Consider the following 16,706-nt stretch of genomic DNA (forward strand, 5'->3'; position numbering starts at 1 on the left):
TCGGCCACGTCCGCCGATGCTGTTCCCCATGAGTGACACACCGGTCAAGCAGCAGAGCACGGCCGCCTTCTACGGACAGGCCGTCGCGTCCTTCGGTCTCGCCCTCGCGGCCACCGCGATCGGCATCTACAACCTCAAGGCCGACGCGTGGGTGCGCGGCTTCCTCGGTATCGCCGTGCTCTACCTCGTCACGTCCGCCTTCACCCTCGCCAAGGTGATCCGGGACCGCCAGGAGGCCGGGCAGATCGTGAGCCGGGTCGACCAGGCGCGCCTGGAGAAGCTCCTCGCCGACCACGACCCGTTCGAGAAGCTCTGAGCCGCCGGGTCCTCCCTCCGGCGGCCCCACTAAGCGCCCGCTCACCAGCGGCGGTATGGTGGGGGCCCGGAACGAGAGGGGCGAGTGAGCGATGAGTACGGCGGAGGAGACGGCCGGGGGCGAGGCACAGCCGTGGGGCGAGGTCACCCCGGACGCGGCCCGGCGGCTGTTGATCGCCGCGGTGGAGGCCTTCGCCGAGCGTGGCTACCACGCCACGACCACCCGCGACATCGCGGGCCGGGCCGGAATGAGCCCGGCGGCGCTCTACATCCACTACAAGACCAAAGAGGAGCTGCTGCACCGCATCAGCCGCATCGGCCATGAGAAGGCCCTGGAGATCCTGCGGACGGCGGCGCGTGGCGAGGGCGGCCCCACCGAGCGCCTCGCCGACGCCGTCAGCTCCTTCGTCCGCTGGCATGCCGGGGGCCGCACCACCGCACGGGTCGTGCAGTACGAACTCGACTCCCTCGGCCCCGACGCCCGCGCCGAGATCCTCGGGCTGCGGCGCCGGGTCGACGCGGAGGTGCGCCAGATCATCGAGGAGGGCGTGCGGTCCGGCGAGTTCGACGTGATCGACGTCAAGGGCACCACGCTCGCGGTGCTCTCGCTCTGCATCGACGTCGCCCGCTGGTTCAGCCTGGACGGTCCCCGTACCCCGGAGGAGGTCGGCGCGCTCTACGCCGACCTCGTGCTGCGGATGGTGGGCGTCATGGACGCGACGCCCGCCCCGCGTCAGACGTAGTACCGGGACACCGACTCCGCGACGCAGACCGGCTTGTCGCCGCCCTCGCGCTCCACGGTGAAGGCGATGGTCACCTGGACGCCGCCCGCGACATCGTCGACTCCGGTGATCGTCGCGGTGGCGCGCAGCCGGGAGCCGACCGGGACGGGGGCGGGGAAGCGGACCTTGTTGGTGCCGTAGTTGACGCCCATCTTCACGCCCTCGACGCCGATCAGCTGCGGGCCGAAGAGGGGCAGCAGGGAGAGGGTCAGATAGCCGTGCGCGATCGTGGTCCCGAAGGGGCCCTTGGCGGCCTTCTCCGGGTCCACGTGGATCCACTGGTGGTCGCCGGTCGCCTCCGCGAACAGGTCGATCCGCTTCTGGTCGACCTCCAGCCAGTCGGTGTACCCCAGCTGCTCGCCCACCGCCGCCTTCAGCTCGTCGGTCGTCGCGAAGATCCTCGGCTGTGCCATGTCCCGGCCTCCAGAAAACTCATCCCTAAGCGACTGCTTAGCATGGTCGGGTTCCGGACGTCTGTCAACGGACCGGTAGGGTCGGAGGAGTGCCGCAGATTCCAGAGAAGATCCATGAGCTGACCGTCGGCCAGCTCGCCGCGCGCAGCGGCGCGGCGGTCTCCGCCCTGCACTTCTACGAGTCCAAGGGCCTGATCACCAGCCGCCGGACCTCGGGCAACCAGCGCCGGTACTCGCGTGACGCGCTGCGCCGGGTGGCCTTCGTGCGGGCCGCGCAGCGCGTCGGCATCCCGCTGGCCACCATCGGCGAGGCGCTCGCCGAACTCCCCGAGGGCCGCACGCCCACCCGCGAGGACTGGGCGCGGCTCTCCGAGGCCTGGCGCTCCGAACTCGACGAGCGCATCCAGCAGCTCAGCCGACTGCGCGACCACCTCACCGACTGCATCGGATGCGGCTGTCTCTCCCTCGACACCTGCGTGCTGTCCAACCCGGACGACATCTACGGCGAACGCCGGGGAGCGGGCTCCCGCCTCCTCGTCGAACACCACGGCACGCCGGTCCGGAAGCGCTCACCGTAGGAGCCCGCGCCAAGTTACCCGTGCGTTCCGCACACCGGAGTGATGACAGCGGTGACTGTCCAGGGGCCCGCGCCCCGTGACAGCGTCGTCGTCGTCACCCACCGGTCGGAGGGAGCGGGCGTGAACAAGGGCTATGCCGTGTACTGCGACGCGGACCCGTACTTCTACGATGCTCCGCACCGCACGGCATCCGGTCCCGGCACCGGTCGGTCCCGGTACGCCGCGGCCTCGCTCCCCGTCCCGGAAGGCTGGCAGCGGCACGAGAGCGGCGACTGGCTCGCCCTGCGGCCGGTGGACGCCGACCTGCCGGACCAGGGCTGGAAGATCCATGTCTCCGCCTGTCTCGACAACGCCGAGGCGGTGCTGGAGCGGGTGCGGCGCTACTGCCTGGACAGCGGCACCGCGTTCAAGTTCGTACCCAGCCGTTACCTGCTGCACCAGCGCAACGCCAAGTACGCGGACCGGGCGGGCAGCGGCAAGTTCATCACCGTCTACCCGGCGGACGAGACCCGGTTCGAGCACGTCGTGGGGGAGCTGGCGCGGCTGCTGGCCGGGGAGCCCGGGCCGCAGATCCTGAGCGACCTGCGCATCGGCGACGGCCCGGTGCACGTCCGGTACGGCGGCTTCACCCGCCGCGAGTGCCACGACGAGCACGGTGAGCTGCGGCCCGCCGTGACCGGCCCCGACGGAACCCTGGTGCCCGACACACGCGGCCCCGTCTTCCGGACGCCGCACTGGGTGCGCCCGCCCGCGTTCCTGCGCCCGCACCTGGACGCCCGCGCCGCGGTGACCCTGGCCGACCTGCCGTACACCGTCGAGTCGGCGCTGCACTTCTCCAACGGCGGCGGCGTCTATCTCGGCCGCGACACCCGCACCGGCGCCCAGGTGGTGCTGAAGGAGGCCCGCCCGCACGCCGGGCTGGCCGCCGACGGCGCCGACGCGGTGACCCGGCTGGAGCGGGAACGCCGGGCGCTCGAACGGCTGTCGGGCCTGGACTGCACGCCCGAGGTGCTCGACCACCTGGTGGTCGGCGACCACCACTTCCTGGTCCTGGAACACATCGACGGCAAGCCCCTCAACACCTTCTTCGCCCGCCGCCATCCGCTGATCGAGGCGGACCCGGGCGAGGCGCGGCTGGCCGAGTACACCGCCTGGGCGCTCGACATCCACGCGCGCGTGGAGCGCGCCGTCTCGGAGGTGCATGCGCGCGGGGTGGTCTTCAACGACCTGCACCTGTTCAACATCATGGTCCGCGAGGACGGCACCGTCGCCCTGCTGGACTTCGAGGCGGCCCACGCCGTCGGGGAACCGGGCAGGCAGACCGTCGCCAACCCGGGGTTCGTGGCCCCGCCCGGGCGCCGCGGGACCGCCGTGGACCGCTATGCGCTGGCCTGTCTGCGGCTCGCGCTGTTCCTGCCGCTGACCAGCCTGCTCGCCGTGGACCGGCGCAAGGCGGCGCACCTCGCGGACGTGGTGGCGCGTCAGTTCCCGGTCGACCGGGCGCTGCTGGACGCGGCGGTCAAGGAGATCACCGACGGCATGACGGGCACCTCGGCGGCCGGTCCCGTGGTCCCGGTGGCGCCGGGCGACTGGCCGGACAGCCGGGACTCGATGGCCGCGGCGATCCACGCCTCGGCGACCCTCGAACGCACCGACCGCCTCTTCCCCGGTGACATCGCGCAGTTCGGCACGGCGGGCGGCGGCCTGGCGTTCGGGTACGGCGCCGCGGGCGTGCTGTACGCGCTGGCGGCGAGCGGGGCGGGGTGCGCCGAGGACGAGGTGCGGTGGCTGCTTGAGCGGACCGGGAGGCTGCCGTCCGGCATGCCGCCCGGATTCCACGACGGAGTCGCCGGGATCGCCTGGACGCTGGAGTACCTCGGGCATCGCGACCGGGCCCTGGACCTCGTAGGACCGCTGCTCGACCAGCCCCACGACCGCCTCGCCACCGATCTGCACAGCGGTACCGCGGGCCTGGGCCTGGCCCTGGACTCGCTGGCCGCCGCCACCGGGGACGCCGCGCTCGCCTCGGCGGCCCTGCGCTGCGCCGAGCTGACCGCCCGCGCCGTGTCCGCACCGGCCGGGGGCTCCACCGCGGCCCGGCCGCCCCGCGCGGGACTGCTGCACGGCGCGGCCGGGCGCGCGCTGTTCTTCCTGCGGCTGTACGAACGCACCGGCGACACCGGGCTGCTGGACCTCGCGGGCGACGCGCTGCGCCAGGACCTCGCCCGCTGCGTGCGCGGCGCGGGCGGCGCCCTCCAGGTCGACGAGGGCTGGCGCACCATGCCCTACCTGGGCGCGGGCAGCGTGGGCATCGGCATGGTGCTCGACGACTACCTCGCGCACCGCGACGACGAGGAGCTGGCGCGGGCGCGGGACGAGATCGTCGCCGCGGCGCGGGCGATGTTCTACGCGCAGCCCGGGCTGTACCGGGGCGTGGCCGGGATGCTGCTGTTCCTCGGCCGCACCCGGGCCACCGGCCCCGGCACCGGGCCCGCGGACATCCGCCGCCAGCTCGACGCGCTGTCCTGGCACGCCATGTCCTACCGGGGCCGTCTCGCCTTCCCCGGCGAGCAGATGATGCGGCTGTCGATGGACCTGTCCACCGGTACGGCCGGATGCCTGCTGGCCGTGGCCTCCCTGTACGGCGACCCGCCCGCCGGGCTGCCGTTCCTCCCGCCGCCGTCCGCGCGACGGCGGCCCCAAGAGCCGGTCCCCACCGGGGCCGTGAAATGAGCACCACTGCCGAACGAAGGGAAGATGTCATGAACCTGCTCGAACTGCAGTCACTGGAAACTCCGAAGGAAGAGGCCATGGGCGACGTGGAGTCCGGCAGCCGCGCGAGCCTGCTGCTCTGCGGCGACAGCAGCCTGAGCGTCACGACCTGCAACTGACGCCGAGCGGCCTGCCCGCACCGGGCCGTACCTCTCGGCCCCCGGCGTCCCGGGCCCCAGGCCCGGGACGCCGTCCGTGCGCACGGTGCCTTCGAGCGAAGGGACGACGCGACAGGTGACAGCCCGCGACACCGGACCGGGGCGCGTCCCCCAACTGCTGGTGCTGCTCTGCTCGGCGGCGGCGGCCCTCACCGCCGTGGCCCAGCCGTTCGTCCTCGGCCGCACCCTCGACCTGCTGCTGCGTGACGGCGACGCCGGACCCTGGCTCGCCCTGAGCGCCGCACTGCTCCTCGGTGAACTGCTCCTCGACAGCCTCACCGCACTGTTCACCGGCTACTGCAACGCCGCCTGGACGGCCTTCGTCCGCACCCGCGCCTACGCCGGTCTCCTGCGCGCCGTCCCCGACCGCGCCCGGCCCTACCCGCCCGGAGACGTCGCCACCCGGATCACCCTCAACGCCACCGACGCGGGCGGCGCCCCGGCGGCCCGGGCCGCGCTGGCGGTCTCGCTCGTCACTCCGGTGGGCGCGCTGGTCGTTCTCGCCGTCGTCGACCTGTGGGTGGCCGCGTGCGTGCTCGCCGGGCTGCCCGCCCTGGCGCTGGTCCTGCGCGCCTTCGCCCGCGACACCGGCACCTCGGTGGCGGCGTACCAGCGGGTGCAGGCGCTGATCGCCGCCCGGCTGCTGGAGGCCCTGGGCGGCGCGGCGACCATCGCCGCCGCGGGGACGGCACCGCGCGAACGCGCCCGTGTGCTCGCGCCGCTGCCCGAACTCACCGCCCTGGGCAGCCGGATGTGGGCCCTGCACGGGCGTGCGCTCGCCCGCGGCGGGGTCCTGGTGCCGCTGCTGACCACCGCCGCCACCGCCGTCGGCGGACTGCGCCTGGCGGCGGGCGCCCTGAGCGTGGGCGGCCTGCTCGCCGCCTGCCGCTACGCCCAGCTCGCCGCCGGGATCGGCGGCGCGGCGACCCCGCTGGGCGCGGTCGTGCGCGGTCGCCGGGCACGGGACCGCACCCGCGAGCTGGAACGGCTGCCCGCCCTGCCGTACGGGACGCGGAGCCTGCCCGCCGACGGGCCGGGCGACCTCGAACTGCGCGGGGTGCGGGTGCTGCGCGACGGGCGGACCGTCCTCGGCGTGGACGGCCTGCGGGTGCCCGGCGGCAGCACGGTCGCGGTGGTCGGCCGCAGCGGGGCGGGCAAGTCCCTCCTGGCGGCCGTCGTGGGGCGGCTCGTCGACCCCGACGAGGGCCAGGTGCTGCTCGACGGCGTCCGCGTCGACGAACTGACGCGCGAGGCGCTGCGCACCGAGGTCGCGTTCGCCTTCGAGCGCCCGGTGCTGGACGGGGGCACGGTCGCCGAGGCCGTTGCCGCCGGGCCCCGGTCCCTGACACCCGACCAGGTCCGGGACGCCGTACGCGCCGCGGGCGCCGACACCTTCGTGCGCCGGTTGCCGCACGGCTACGACACCCCGCTGCCGTCGGCCCCCCTGTCCGGGGGCGAGTACCAGCGCCTCGGGCTGGCGCGGGCGTTCGCGCACGCCGGACGGCTGCTGGTCATGGACGACGCGACCTCCAGCCTCGACACCGCCACGGAGTACGCCGTGGACACCGCGCTGCGCCGCGCGGTGCGGCCCGGAACCCGGCTGATCGTGGCCCACCGCCCGGCCGCCGCGGCCCGCGCGGACCTGGTCGTCTGGCTGGAGGACGGCCGGGTACGGGCGGTCGCGCCCCACCACGAGCTGTGGCGGCGGGCACCGTACCGGGCGGTGTTCGGCGCGGAGGAAGCGGCGCGGTGCGGGGACTCTCCTCCTGTCGAGGAAGCGGCGCGGTGCGGGGACTCTCCTCCTGTCGAGGAAGCGGCGCGCTGCGGGGACTCTCCGCCCGTCGAGGAAGCGGCGCCGTGCAGGGACTCTCCGCCCGGCGAGAAAGCGGCGCCCTTCAAGGGCTCCCCGCCCGTCGAGGAAGCGGCGACGCGCGGGGACCTCCCGGCCGCGGAGGCACGGACATGACCGGTGATGCCGCCCGCGAGCCGGACGCCGGGGCCGGGGCGCTGCGCCGGATCGCGCCCCCGGCCCGGCGCTTCCTCACCCGCCGCAAGGCGGTGCTGGCCCGGCTCGCCGTCTGGTCGCTGGCGGAGGCGGGCCAGGCGTTCGTGGTGGGGTACGGCGTCGCGCACGCCGTCGACGAGGGCTTCCTCGCCGGGGACACCCGCCGCGGGCTGCTGTGGCTCGGCGCCGCGGCGGTGGGCGTGCTGCTCGGCGCGCCGGTGATCCGTGGCGTGTTCGCCCAGTTGGCGGGCCTGACGGAGCCGCTGCGCGACGGGCTGGTACGGCGGGTGGTCGACCGTTCCCTGACCCGCGCCCTGAGCGGTCCCGGCGGGACGGACCCGGCGGCGGTGTCCCGGCTGACGAACCAGGTGGAGATCGCCCGCGACAGCTTCGCCGGACTGGTCCTCACCCTGCGCTCGTTCGTCTTCACGGCGGCCGGTGCGCTGCTGGGGCTGCTGTCCCTGCACCCCGCGCTGCTCGTGGTGGTGCTGCCGCCGCTGACGGCGGGGCTGGCGCTGTTCCTGGCCACCCTGCGGCCCATGGCCGCGGCCCAGCGGCGTGCCCTGGCCGCCGACGAGGAACTCGGCGACCACGCCGCCCGGACCCGGGCGGCACTGCGCGACCTCACCGCCTGCGCGACCGGCCCCCGGGCGCAGCGGCGGGGCACGGAACTCGTCACCGTGGCCGCCGCCACCTCCCGCACCCTGGCCCGCTGGAGCGCCGTACGCACCACGGCACTCGGCGTATCCGGTCAACTGCCCGTCCTCGCCCTGCTGTTGTGCGTCCCCTGGCTCCGCGACCGCGGCGTGACGGCGGGCGCGCTGCTGGGCGCCTTCACCTACCTCGTCCAGTCACTGCTGCCCGCCCTGCACACCCTGATGAGCGCGCTGGGGGTGGCGGGGGCGCGGCTGGTGGTGGTCCTGGACCGTATCGCCGTGGGGGAGACCGGGGAGGGGGCGGGTGGCGCGGGGCCGAAGTCCGCGTCCCCGACGGCTCCCGCGCACGTCGCGCCGGTGCGGGAGCGTGACCGGGCGCGTCCCGCGGCCGTCGAGCTTCGGGGGGTGACGCTGGCCTACGGGGCCCGCGCCGAACCCGTGCTCGACGCCCTCGACCTCACGGTCGGCTTCGGTGAGCATCTCGCCGTGGTCGGGCCGAGCGGTATCGGCAAGTCGACGCTGACCCGGCTCGTCGCCGGGACGCTGGCGCCGAGCGGCGGTGAGGTGTGGGTGGCGGGGCGGCCGGTGGCCGGGCGCGCCCCGGCCGAACTGGCCGGTGCGCGCGTGCTGGTGCCCCAGGAGGCGTACGTGTTCACCGGCACCGTGGGCGAGAACCTCACCTACCTCCGTGCGGACGCGCCGTCGCCCGCCGTCGAGGCCGCCGTCCGGGCCCTCGGTCTGGGCCCGCTCGTCGACCGGCTGGGCGGACTCGACGCGCCGGTGCGGCCGGACGACCTCTCGCCGGGCGAGCGGCAGCTCGTCGCGCTGGCGCGCGCCCACTTGTCGCCCGCGCCCCTGCTGCTGCTCGACGAGGCCACCTGCCATCTGGACCCGGCGGCGGAGGCCCGCGCGGAGCGGGCGCTCGCACGGCGGCCGGGGACGCTGCTCGTGGTCGCGCACCGCCTGTCGTCCGCCGTGCGGGCCGACCGCGTCCTGGTCCTGGACGGGGTACGGGCGGACTGCGGCACCCACCGGGAGATGCTGGCCCGCTCCCCGCTCTACCGCGATCTGACGGGCCACTGGAACGACCGGCCGCACACCCCCGCGGCCCGCCCGTGACCCCGGGCCGTCAGGTCCACCCGGCGTTCTGCACGATGCGGATCGCGTCCACCCGGTTGCGCGCCCCCACCTTCCGGATCGCCGTGGCCAGGTAGTTGCGGACGGTGCCCCGCGACAGATGCAGACGGGCCGCGATCTCGGCCACCGGCGACCCCTGCGCGGCCAGCGACAGCACGCTCAGTTCACGGCTCGTGAGCGGCATCCTCGTCCCCTCCAGCAGGGCCACGGTCAGCGGCTCGTCCAGGAACCGCTCACCCTTGGCGACCGTGCGCACCGCCGTGATCAGCCGCTCGGCCGAGGCGTCCTTGTCGACCAGTCCGAGCGCACCGCCCTCGAACGCCCGGCGGAGCACCCCGGGGCGCTCGGGCGTCGTGAGCACGACCAGCCGCTCTCCCCAGCGGGCCCGGAACGGCGCGCCGGGTTCCGCATCCGGCCCCTCCAGGCAGTCTCCGTCGACGACGCACACATCCGTCCGCGAGGCGTCCTGATCCGGTGCGTCGGCACGCGGGGACAGCGACGTGACCTCCAGTCCGTCACCGGATCCGAGCAACTGCACCAGCGCGGACCGCAGTAACCCCTCGTCATGCACCACCAGAACACGAACCATGCCTACCCCCACCCTTTCCCGTGGCTACCATCGCGGCCAGCCGGAAGCGCTCCCAGGGCCACGGGCCATGTGCCCTCATCCGCTCATTCGGAACACCGGGCCCACCGTCCTCGCGGGCCCACCGGAACCAACACGCCGTTCTCACCGCCCCCGACGGGCGCCTGAGCGGCCCCGGGAACGGGGGAGAAAGGCGAAGACACGTCCCCGCCCGACGGCCGCGCACCGGCGGGCCACGGTCGCTCGGTCGGTGCCCGGCCCACGGCCGGGGTGGAGATCCTGGCCACGGCGTTCGGCGGGCGGTGGCGGCGGGTCAGGGGCGCGAGCGGGGGGAAGCGGACCAGGACATCCCGCCGGGGGCTCCCGGCCGGAAACCGTCGTCCGTCAATCTGGCGCGAACTTAGCGGTGCGGGTGAGCCGGTCGTATGCCCCGGTCAGGTGCCAGGCGCTTGGGCAGGTGTCGTCCAGTGCCCGGCCAGGCATCAGGTGCCCGGACGTGTGTGCGGCGCTCAAGCAGGCACCCGGGTAGGTGTGCGGCGCTCAAGCAGGCGCCCGGGCAGACGTCCGGCCAAGCAGGCGCCCAGGCAGGTGTCCGGCGCTCCGCGGGCACCTGGGCCGACCGCCTCACCGCACCCGGCGCCACGGGCTCGGCGCGCCCGCGCGGTGGGGGCGCGGCATCCCCTCGCGCACCCCCGGTGCGTTCCCCGCCTCGGTCTCAGGCGTCTCCCGTCGGGTTCGTGCGGCGTCTCCCGTCGGGTTCGTGCGCGTCCCCCGTCGGGTTCGTGCGGCGTCCCCCGTTCCTTCGTGCCGCATCCGTGGCGCTACGCCGACACCAGCAGGCGGTGTCCGCGCCGCGCGTAGGCCAGGGCCTCCGGGGTGAGCACGGGGCGCGGGACGAGGATTCCGCAGTCCGTGCAGACGGGACCCGAGGACGGGTCGTGATCCAGGTCGTACTTCCAGACGAGCCGCGCCCCGCCGCACACCGGGCAGCCCGAACCGGGTTCGCGCTCCAACGCGGCGATCAGGCGGCGCAGTACTTCGGCCAGCGGCTCACGGGGATGAAGCCGCGGGTCGTCGCACCAGGCGACGCCGAAGCCGCCCCAGGTCATACGGTGCCAGTCGTCCACACTGCCCGGGCTGCGCAGCCCGTCGTGCTTCTCCTTCCTGCGGCGCTCGGCGAACTCGACCTCGTAGGCCAGCCACACCGCGCGCGCCTCCTCCAGTTCCTCCAGTGCGGCCACGAGCCGCGCCGGGTCGGGGGAGCGGTCCTCCGGGCCGAACCCGGCCCGGGAGCAGAGATGGTTCCAGGTCGCCCTGTGTCCATAAGGGGCGAACCGCTCAAGGCACTTGCGCAGTGAGTAGCGCCGCAGCGCCAGATCGCACCGTGGATCGCGTACCTGTCTCGCCAGACTCCGAAAACCGGCCATCGCCCTGCACCTCCGTCACACCTGCACCTGTACTTCGGTCACTTCGGCGTCGTCGTACGGACGTCGCCGAATAGACGTATCGACAACCGATTCGGCTCCCTTCCGATCCATTCGATTCGCGATGACCGCCATAAGCGGCGGCCGTCACCTCAAAAAGTGACGCATGTTCATCTTCAAACGCGGGGATAACCGCCGGTAACATCCGGGCCCACCCCACGTCCGTCAGGAGGTGCCATGCCTCGGCGCACCCCACGTAACGCGCTCGACAGACTGAGAACTCCCCGCGGATTCCACGGGTTCCTGAAGACGGCATCCGTATGCGTTCTCATGACCGGTCTTTTGTCGCCGCTTTCCCGGGCGACGGCCGCCGAACCCGCTGCCCCGCAGGTCGCGGCGGTCGCCGACCACTGCGGCAGCCAGTGCTCCGACATCCTGCCGCCAGGCCAGAACGGCAACGCCACGCTCGCCCAGATCCTCCTCCACCAGGCCTTCGGCACCCGCCCCGCGCACGCCGCCGACCAGCTCGGCCCCTATGCGAACCTGGCCACCGGCTACCCGGCCGTCACCGACGCCACCCTCAACTCCTTCTTCAACGACGCCTCGTTCGGGGTCCCCGCCGACCAGGTCGCCTCCACCGTCCGCCCCGCCGGGCGCACGGACGTCACGATCGTCCGCGACAAGAAGACGGGCGTTCCGCACATAACGGGCACCACCCGCTACGGCACCGAGTTCGGCGCCGGTTACGCCGCCGCGCAGGACCGGCTCTGGCTGATGGACGTCTTCCGCCATGTCGGCCGCGGCCAGCTCACCTCCTTCGCCGGGGGCGCGCCCTCCAACCAGGGCCTGGAACAGGACTTCTGGCGCAACGCCCCGTACACCGAGGCGGACCTCCAGGCGCAGATCGACAGCGCCGCCGCGAAGAACGGCGAGCGCGGACAGCAGGCCCTCGCCGACGTCAAGGCCTACGTCGACGGCATCAACGCCTACATAGACGCCTCCGACTCCGGCCGCTACTTCCCCGGCGAGTACGTCCTCACCGGCCACAAGGACTCCATCACCAACGCCGGGACGATCGAGCGCTTCAAGCCCACCGACCTGGTCGCGCTGGCCTCCGTGATCGGCGCCCTCTTCGGCTCCGGGGGCGGCGGCGAGGTCAACAACGCGCTGTCGCTGCTGGCCGCCCAGTCCAAGTACGGCGTCGAGGAGGGCACCCGGGTGTGGGAGTCCTTCCGGATGCGCAACGACCCCGAGGCCGTCCTCACCGTCCACGACGGCGCCTTCCCGTACGGCACCAAGCCCGCCGCCCCGCAGGGCACCGCCCTGCCCGACCCCGGCTCGGTGGTCCGCGAACCGCTCGTGTACGACCGTACCGGCGCCGCGGCCACCAGCTCGGCGACCGCTGCCTCGACCGGCACCGCCGCGCGGGCGGTCAGTTCGGCCCGGCGCGGGATGTCCAACGCGCTGGTCGTCAGCGGTGAGCACACCGCCAGCGGCCATCCGATCGCCGTGTTCGGCCCGCAGACCGGCTACTTCGCCCCGCAGCTGCTGATGCTCCAGGAGATCCAGGGTCCCGGCATCAGCGCCCGCGGCGCCTCCTTCGCGGGCCTGAGCTTCTACGTCGAACTGGGCCGCGGCCAGGACTACGCGTGGAGCGCGACCACCTCCGGCCAGGACATCATCGACACCTACGCCGTCGAACTGTGCCAGGACGACTACCACTACCTCTACCGGGGCACCTGCACCCCGATGGAGAAGGTCGAGCAGAGGAACGCCTGGAAGCCGACCGTCGCCGACGGCACCGCCGCCGGTTCCTACACGATGCGGGTCTGGCGGACCAAGTACGGCCCCGTCGAGTACCGCGCCACCGTCGGCGGCAAGAAGGTCGCCTACACCTCCCTGCGCTCCTCGTTCCTGCACGAGGCCGACTCGATCATCGGCTTCCAGATGCTGAACGACCCCGACTACGTCAAGGGCCCGGCGGACTTCCAGCGGGCGACCCAGCACATCAACTACACCTTCAACTGGTTCTACGCCGACTCCGAGCACACCGCGTACTACAACAGCGGCGACAACCCGGTGCGCGCGGCCGGGGTGGACGCCGAGTTCCCGGTGTGGGCGCGGTCCGCGTACGAGTGGCGGAACTGGACCCCGGAGACCAACACCGCCTCCTACACCCCGCCCTCCGCGCACCCCAGCTCCACGGACCAGGACTACTACATCTCCTGGAACAACGCCCAGGCCAAGGAGTACGCGGTCGCGCCCTGGGGCAACGGCTCGGTGCACCGCGGCAACCTGCTGGACGACCGGGTGAAACGGCTGGTCGCCCAGGGCGGGGTCACCCGCGCCGCGCTGGTGAAGGCGATGGCGGAGGCCGGACTCGCCGACCTGCGCGCCGAGGACGTGGTGCCGAAGCTGCTCCGGGTGATCAACAGCGCGCCGGTGACCGACCCGGCCGCCGCGGACGCCGTGCAGAAGCTCTCCGCGTGGGTGGCCTCCGGGTCCAAGCGCACGGAGACCTCCGCCGGTTCGAAGCGGTACGCCCACGCGGACGCCATCCGCGTCCTGGACGCCTGGTGGCCGCTGCTGGTGAAGGCCGAGTTCGAACCCGGCCTCGGCAGCGACCTGTTCGGCGCCTTCACCCGCAACCTGCCCGTCGACGAGTCGCCGTCGGCCGCCCACGGCCCGACCGGCGCACACGCCGGAAGCTCCTTCCAGTACGGCTGGTGGAGCTATGTCGACAAGGACATCCGGACCGTCCTCGGGGAACAGGTGCGCGGTCCGCTGGCCCGGACCTACTGCGGTGACGGCACCGTCAGCGGCTGCCGGGACGTCCTGGTCAGCACCCTGAAACAGGCCGCGGGCCGGACCGCCGCCCAGGTCTACCCGGGCGACGAGCACTGCTCGGCCGGTGACCAGTGGTGCGCCGACGCGATCGTCCACCGGGCGCTCGGCGGCATCAACCAGGCCAAGATCGGTTGGCAGAACCGGCCGACGTACCAGCAGGTGGTGGAGTTCACCTCGCACCGGTGAGGTGACCGCGGGCCCGCCCGGCGGGTCATGTCACAGACGCGGGGCGCACCACGCCCATCTGCCGCGTTCTCGTCGTGCGGCCGACTTCCCGCGACCTGATCCGCCGGACAGGCCCGGGGCGGCGGGTCAGGTCACCCGGCCCGCCGCCAGCACCAGCCGGGCCAGTTCCCGGTGCACGATGTCACTGTGCGCGCCGGACGGTGGACCGCCCCGCCGGACCACCGCCGCCGCGTCCACGTTCACACAGCCCGAGCCGGGCAGCCGCCGCTCGAGCGCCTCGGCGAGCGACCACGCGCGCGTGCCCGGCACTTCCCTGATCCCGGCATAGCCGAGGGCACCCCACCGGGCGCCGAGCGCCCGGCCGACGTCGAAGCCCGCGACGACGCCCCGGTCGTCGCCCGCGGTGCGCGAGGCCAGCGGGTAGAAGGTGCCGAGCGCCGCGTCGTGCCGGGAGTGACAGCACACCACCGGGCCGTCGACCCGGTCCTGGCGGCCCGCCAGCGCGCCCTTCGCGCGCGTGTCGTGCGGCAGCCGGGCCGCGAAGGCGTAGTGCGAGAACGCCCCCTGGAGCAGCGTCACCGACTTCACCGTGTCCACCCCGGCGGGCAGCCCGCGCAGCGCGAACGCCACCAGCCGCGCCCCGAAGCTGTGCCCCACCAGGTGCACCCGCACCCCGGGTGCCGCCTCGGCGAGCCGCCCGAGCAGCCGCCCCAGCCCCCGCTCACCGACGGTCCCCGCCCGCCGCTTCATCGCGTGGTACGTCGCCTGCCGCAGCAACTCCCGCGCGCCCTCCCAGGGGTTGGGCAGGCCGAAGGCGGCGCTCCGCCCGTCCGGTGCCTGGACACGGGCGAGCGCCGCCGCGAACTCCTCGCACACCTCGGCGGCCGGGGCGGTGAACATACGGGGTTCGGGAGCGGTGTCCGCACCCGCGTCACCCTCCTCGTCCGCCCCGGGCCCCGCCCCCGCCACCAGCAGCCGCGCCAGCCGCCCGAACTCCTCGAGGCCGTCCCCGTCGCGGGGCCGCCGGTCCAGCAGCCCCGCCACCTGGTCCACCACCGTGGCCCGCTCCGGGAACGTCTCCAGGAGCGCCCGGCGCGTGGCCTTGTCGAGCCCCGGACCCCCGGTCTCCCCGGCGACCGCGGTCGGCGGGAAGTCGGGGATCGGCTCGTCGGAGAACCGCATCGAGGGCCACACCACGCCCACGTACCCGATCCGGGCCTTCGGCGCGAGGGACGGCATCGGCGCGAAGAACTCGCTGTAGAGCCGGGTCGCCGTCGAGCGGTCGTTGTTCCAGCCGTGCGCGAAGACCACCAGGTCCCGTACCCCCCGCGCGGCCACCCCGGCGAGCAGCCGGTCCCGGCGCCGGGCGTCCGGGTCCCCGCCCGCGTCGAAGGTCAGTTCCCAGTACGGCGTCACACTCATCGCCGGATCCGCCATGACCGGACCTCCTCGTCCCCACGGCATCGTCCTGCGACACGCGCGCGTTGACCAGACGCCCGGCTCGCGGTCAGCGGTACAGGAGGTACTCCGCGCGCGTGCGCCGGAACGCCGCCAGCTCCTCCCGCCAGCCCGCCACCACCTCGTCGGTGTCCGCGCCCGCGTCGATCATCGTGCGGACCAGCGTGGAACCGGTGAGCTTGTCGATCCAGTTGTCCGGGCGCCAGGCGAAGCCGCTCCACACCCGCTTGGCGGTGATCAGCAGGCCGATCCCGGTGCGCACCGGGTCGTACGCCGCCCGGTCGTGCACATGGAGCTGCACACCGCCGACCGTCTTGCCCTGGAACTTGGAGAACGTCGGCGCGAAGTACGCCTCCCGGAAGCGCACACCCCGCAGACCGAGTTCGTTGGCGGCGGCGGCCCAGCGCCCGTCGACGCCCTCCGCGCCCAGCAGTTCGAACGGCCTGGTCGTGCCGCGGCCCTCGGAGAGGTTGGTGCCCTCGAAGAGACAGGTGCCCGAGTAGACCAGGGCGGTGTCCGGGGTGGGCATGTTCGGGCTCGGCGGCACCCAGGGGAGCCCGGAGGCGTCGTAGAAGTCCGTGCGGCGCCAGCCGGTCATCCTGACCGTCTCCAGCGGCACCGGGGTCTCCAGGAACTCCCCGTTGAACAGCAGCGCCAGCTCCGCGACCGTCATGCCGTGCGCCTGCGCGATCGGCTTGCGGCCGACGAAGGTGGCGAACTCCGGGTGCAGCACCGGGCCCTCGGCGGACCGGCCGCCGATCGGGTTCGGGCGGTCCAGGACGACGAAGCGCTTGCCCGCGCGGGCGGCGGCCTCCATGCAGTCGTACAGGGTCCAGATGTAGGTGTAGAAGCGGGCGCCCACGTCCTGGATGTCGAAGACGATCGTGTCCACGCCGGACGCGGTGAAGATGTCGGCGAGGGGCTGGCCGCTCTTGAGGTACGTGTCGTAGACCGGGAGGCCGGTCGCGGGGTCGTCGTAGCGGCCCTCGGAGCCGCCTGCCTGGGCGGTGCCGCGGAAGCCGTGTTCCGGGCCGAAGACGGCCCTGAGGTCCACGTGGTCGTTGGCGTGCATGACGTCGACGATGTGGTGGACGTCGCGGGTGATGCCGGTGGGGTTGGTGACGATGCCGGTGCGCTGGCCGCTGAGCTGGGCGTAGTCCTGGCTGGCGAGGTTCTCGAAGCCGGTTCGCTGAGGCCTGTGGGCTTCGGCCGCGGTGGCTGTGGGGGCGGCGAGGGATGCGGTCGCTGTGGCTGCTGCGAGCAGCGTTCGTCTGGACAGGCGCATGAGGGCACGGTAGGGGGTGGTGCGGGTTGTGGGGAGGGTGCGGGTTCGTTGTGGCTTGTCGCGCCCACGCGGCGGAGCCGCACATGTATACAGCCCCGCGCCCC

General features: G+C 73.9%; 13 protein-coding genes. 8 read left to right on the plus strand and 5 right to left on the minus strand.

All coding sequences use genetic code 11. The features are described from left to right. Positions 1-28: 28 nt before the first annotated feature. Positions 29-316 carry a YiaA/YiaB family inner membrane protein gene (locus ACFVQG_RS22090; RefSeq protein ID WP_383385921.1) on the plus strand — a complete coding sequence of 96 codons (288 nt, stop codon included), beginning with the start codon at positions 29-31 and terminating at the stop codon, positions 314-316. Positions 317-407: 91 nt separating this feature from the next. Continuing rightward, the gene (locus ACFVQG_RS22095; protein ID WP_383385924.1) at positions 408-1,058 is read left to right on the plus strand and encodes a TetR/AcrR family transcriptional regulator; all 651 of its coding nucleotides are present in this window, start codon (positions 408-410) and stop codon (positions 1,056-1,058) included. Here the strand turns inward: ACFVQG_RS22095 and ACFVQG_RS22100 are convergent. Next, positions 1,049-1,510 (minus strand): MaoC family dehydratase, encoded by a 462-nt coding sequence (locus tag ACFVQG_RS22100; protein ID WP_383385926.1) that lies wholly within the window; start codon positions 1,508-1,510, stop codon positions 1,049-1,051. The two genes, ACFVQG_RS22095 and ACFVQG_RS22100, sit on opposite strands and share 10 nt — an antisense overlap. Positions 1,511-1,599: 89 nt before the next feature. On the opposite strand from ACFVQG_RS22100, the gene soxR reads away from it, so the two are divergent. The 5 genes from soxR (at position 1,600) to ACFVQG_RS22125 (ending at position 8,798) form a co-directional block, all read left to right on the plus strand. Continuing rightward, positions 1,600-2,088, plus strand: a complete 489-nt coding sequence (gene soxR, locus ACFVQG_RS22105) for a redox-sensitive transcriptional activator SoxR (RefSeq protein WP_383385929.1) — start codon at positions 1,600-1,602, stop codon at positions 2,086-2,088. Positions 2,089-2,208: 120 nt separating this feature from the next. Then, positions 2,209-4,821, plus strand: a complete 2,613-nt coding sequence (gene lanKC / locus ACFVQG_RS22110; protein ID WP_383387038.1) for a class III lanthionine synthetase LanKC — start codon at positions 2,209-2,211, stop codon at positions 4,819-4,821. 29 nt (positions 4,822-4,850) lie between these two features. Beyond that, entirely contained in the window at positions 4,851-4,979 is a 129-nt protein-coding gene (locus ACFVQG_RS22115) for a SapB/AmfS family lanthipeptide (protein ID WP_376731576.1), read from the plus strand. 160 nt (positions 4,980-5,139) lie between these two features. Next, a complete protein-coding gene (locus ACFVQG_RS22120) occupies positions 5,140-6,984 on the plus strand; it encodes an ATP-binding cassette domain-containing protein (RefSeq protein ID WP_383387041.1) in 1,845 nt (614 codons plus the stop codon). Further along, positions 6,981-8,798, plus strand: coding sequence for an ATP-binding cassette domain-containing protein (locus ACFVQG_RS22125; RefSeq protein ID WP_383385933.1), 1,818 nt, complete (start codon positions 6,981-6,983; stop codon positions 8,796-8,798). The genes ACFVQG_RS22120 and ACFVQG_RS22125 overlap by 4 nt, the downstream gene beginning before the upstream one ends. Positions 8,799-8,808: 10 nt before the next feature. Here ACFVQG_RS22125 and ACFVQG_RS22130 read toward each other — a convergent pair whose 3' ends face one another. Together ACFVQG_RS22130 and ACFVQG_RS22135 are read right to left on the minus strand one after the other, a co-directional pair. Next, positions 8,809-9,405 (minus strand): LuxR C-terminal-related transcriptional regulator, encoded by a 597-nt coding sequence (locus tag ACFVQG_RS22130; protein WP_383385936.1) that lies wholly within the window; start codon positions 9,403-9,405, stop codon positions 8,809-8,811. A gap of 818 nt (positions 9,406-10,223) precedes the next feature. Further along, entirely contained in the window at positions 10,224-10,829 is a 606-nt protein-coding gene (locus ACFVQG_RS22135; RefSeq protein ID WP_383385939.1) for a hypothetical protein, read from the minus strand. Positions 10,830-11,063: 234 nt separating this feature from the next. Here ACFVQG_RS22135 and ACFVQG_RS22140 point away from each other — a divergent pair, with 234 nt between their 5' ends. Continuing rightward, entirely contained in the window at positions 11,064-13,859 is a 2,796-nt protein-coding gene (locus ACFVQG_RS22140; RefSeq protein ID WP_383385942.1) for a penicillin acylase family protein, read from the plus strand. 126 nt (positions 13,860-13,985) lie between these two features. Here ACFVQG_RS22140 and ACFVQG_RS22145 read toward each other — a convergent pair whose 3' ends face one another. After that, on the minus strand, positions 13,986-15,296 hold the full coding sequence (locus ACFVQG_RS22145; protein WP_383385945.1) for a serine-threonine protein kinase: 1,311 nt from the start codon (positions 15,294-15,296) through the stop codon (positions 13,986-13,988). A gap of 70 nt (positions 15,297-15,366) precedes the next feature. Continuing rightward, entirely contained in the window at positions 15,367-16,602 is a 1,236-nt protein-coding gene (locus ACFVQG_RS22150) for an exo-beta-N-acetylmuramidase NamZ domain-containing protein (protein ID WP_383385948.1), read from the minus strand. Positions 16,603-16,706: the final 104 nt, after the last annotated feature.

Source organism: Streptomyces sp. NPDC057877 (genome assembly GCF_042796855.1).
In the GTDB taxonomy this organism is placed as follows: domain Bacteria; phylum Actinomycetota; class Actinomycetes; order Streptomycetales; family Streptomycetaceae; genus Streptomyces.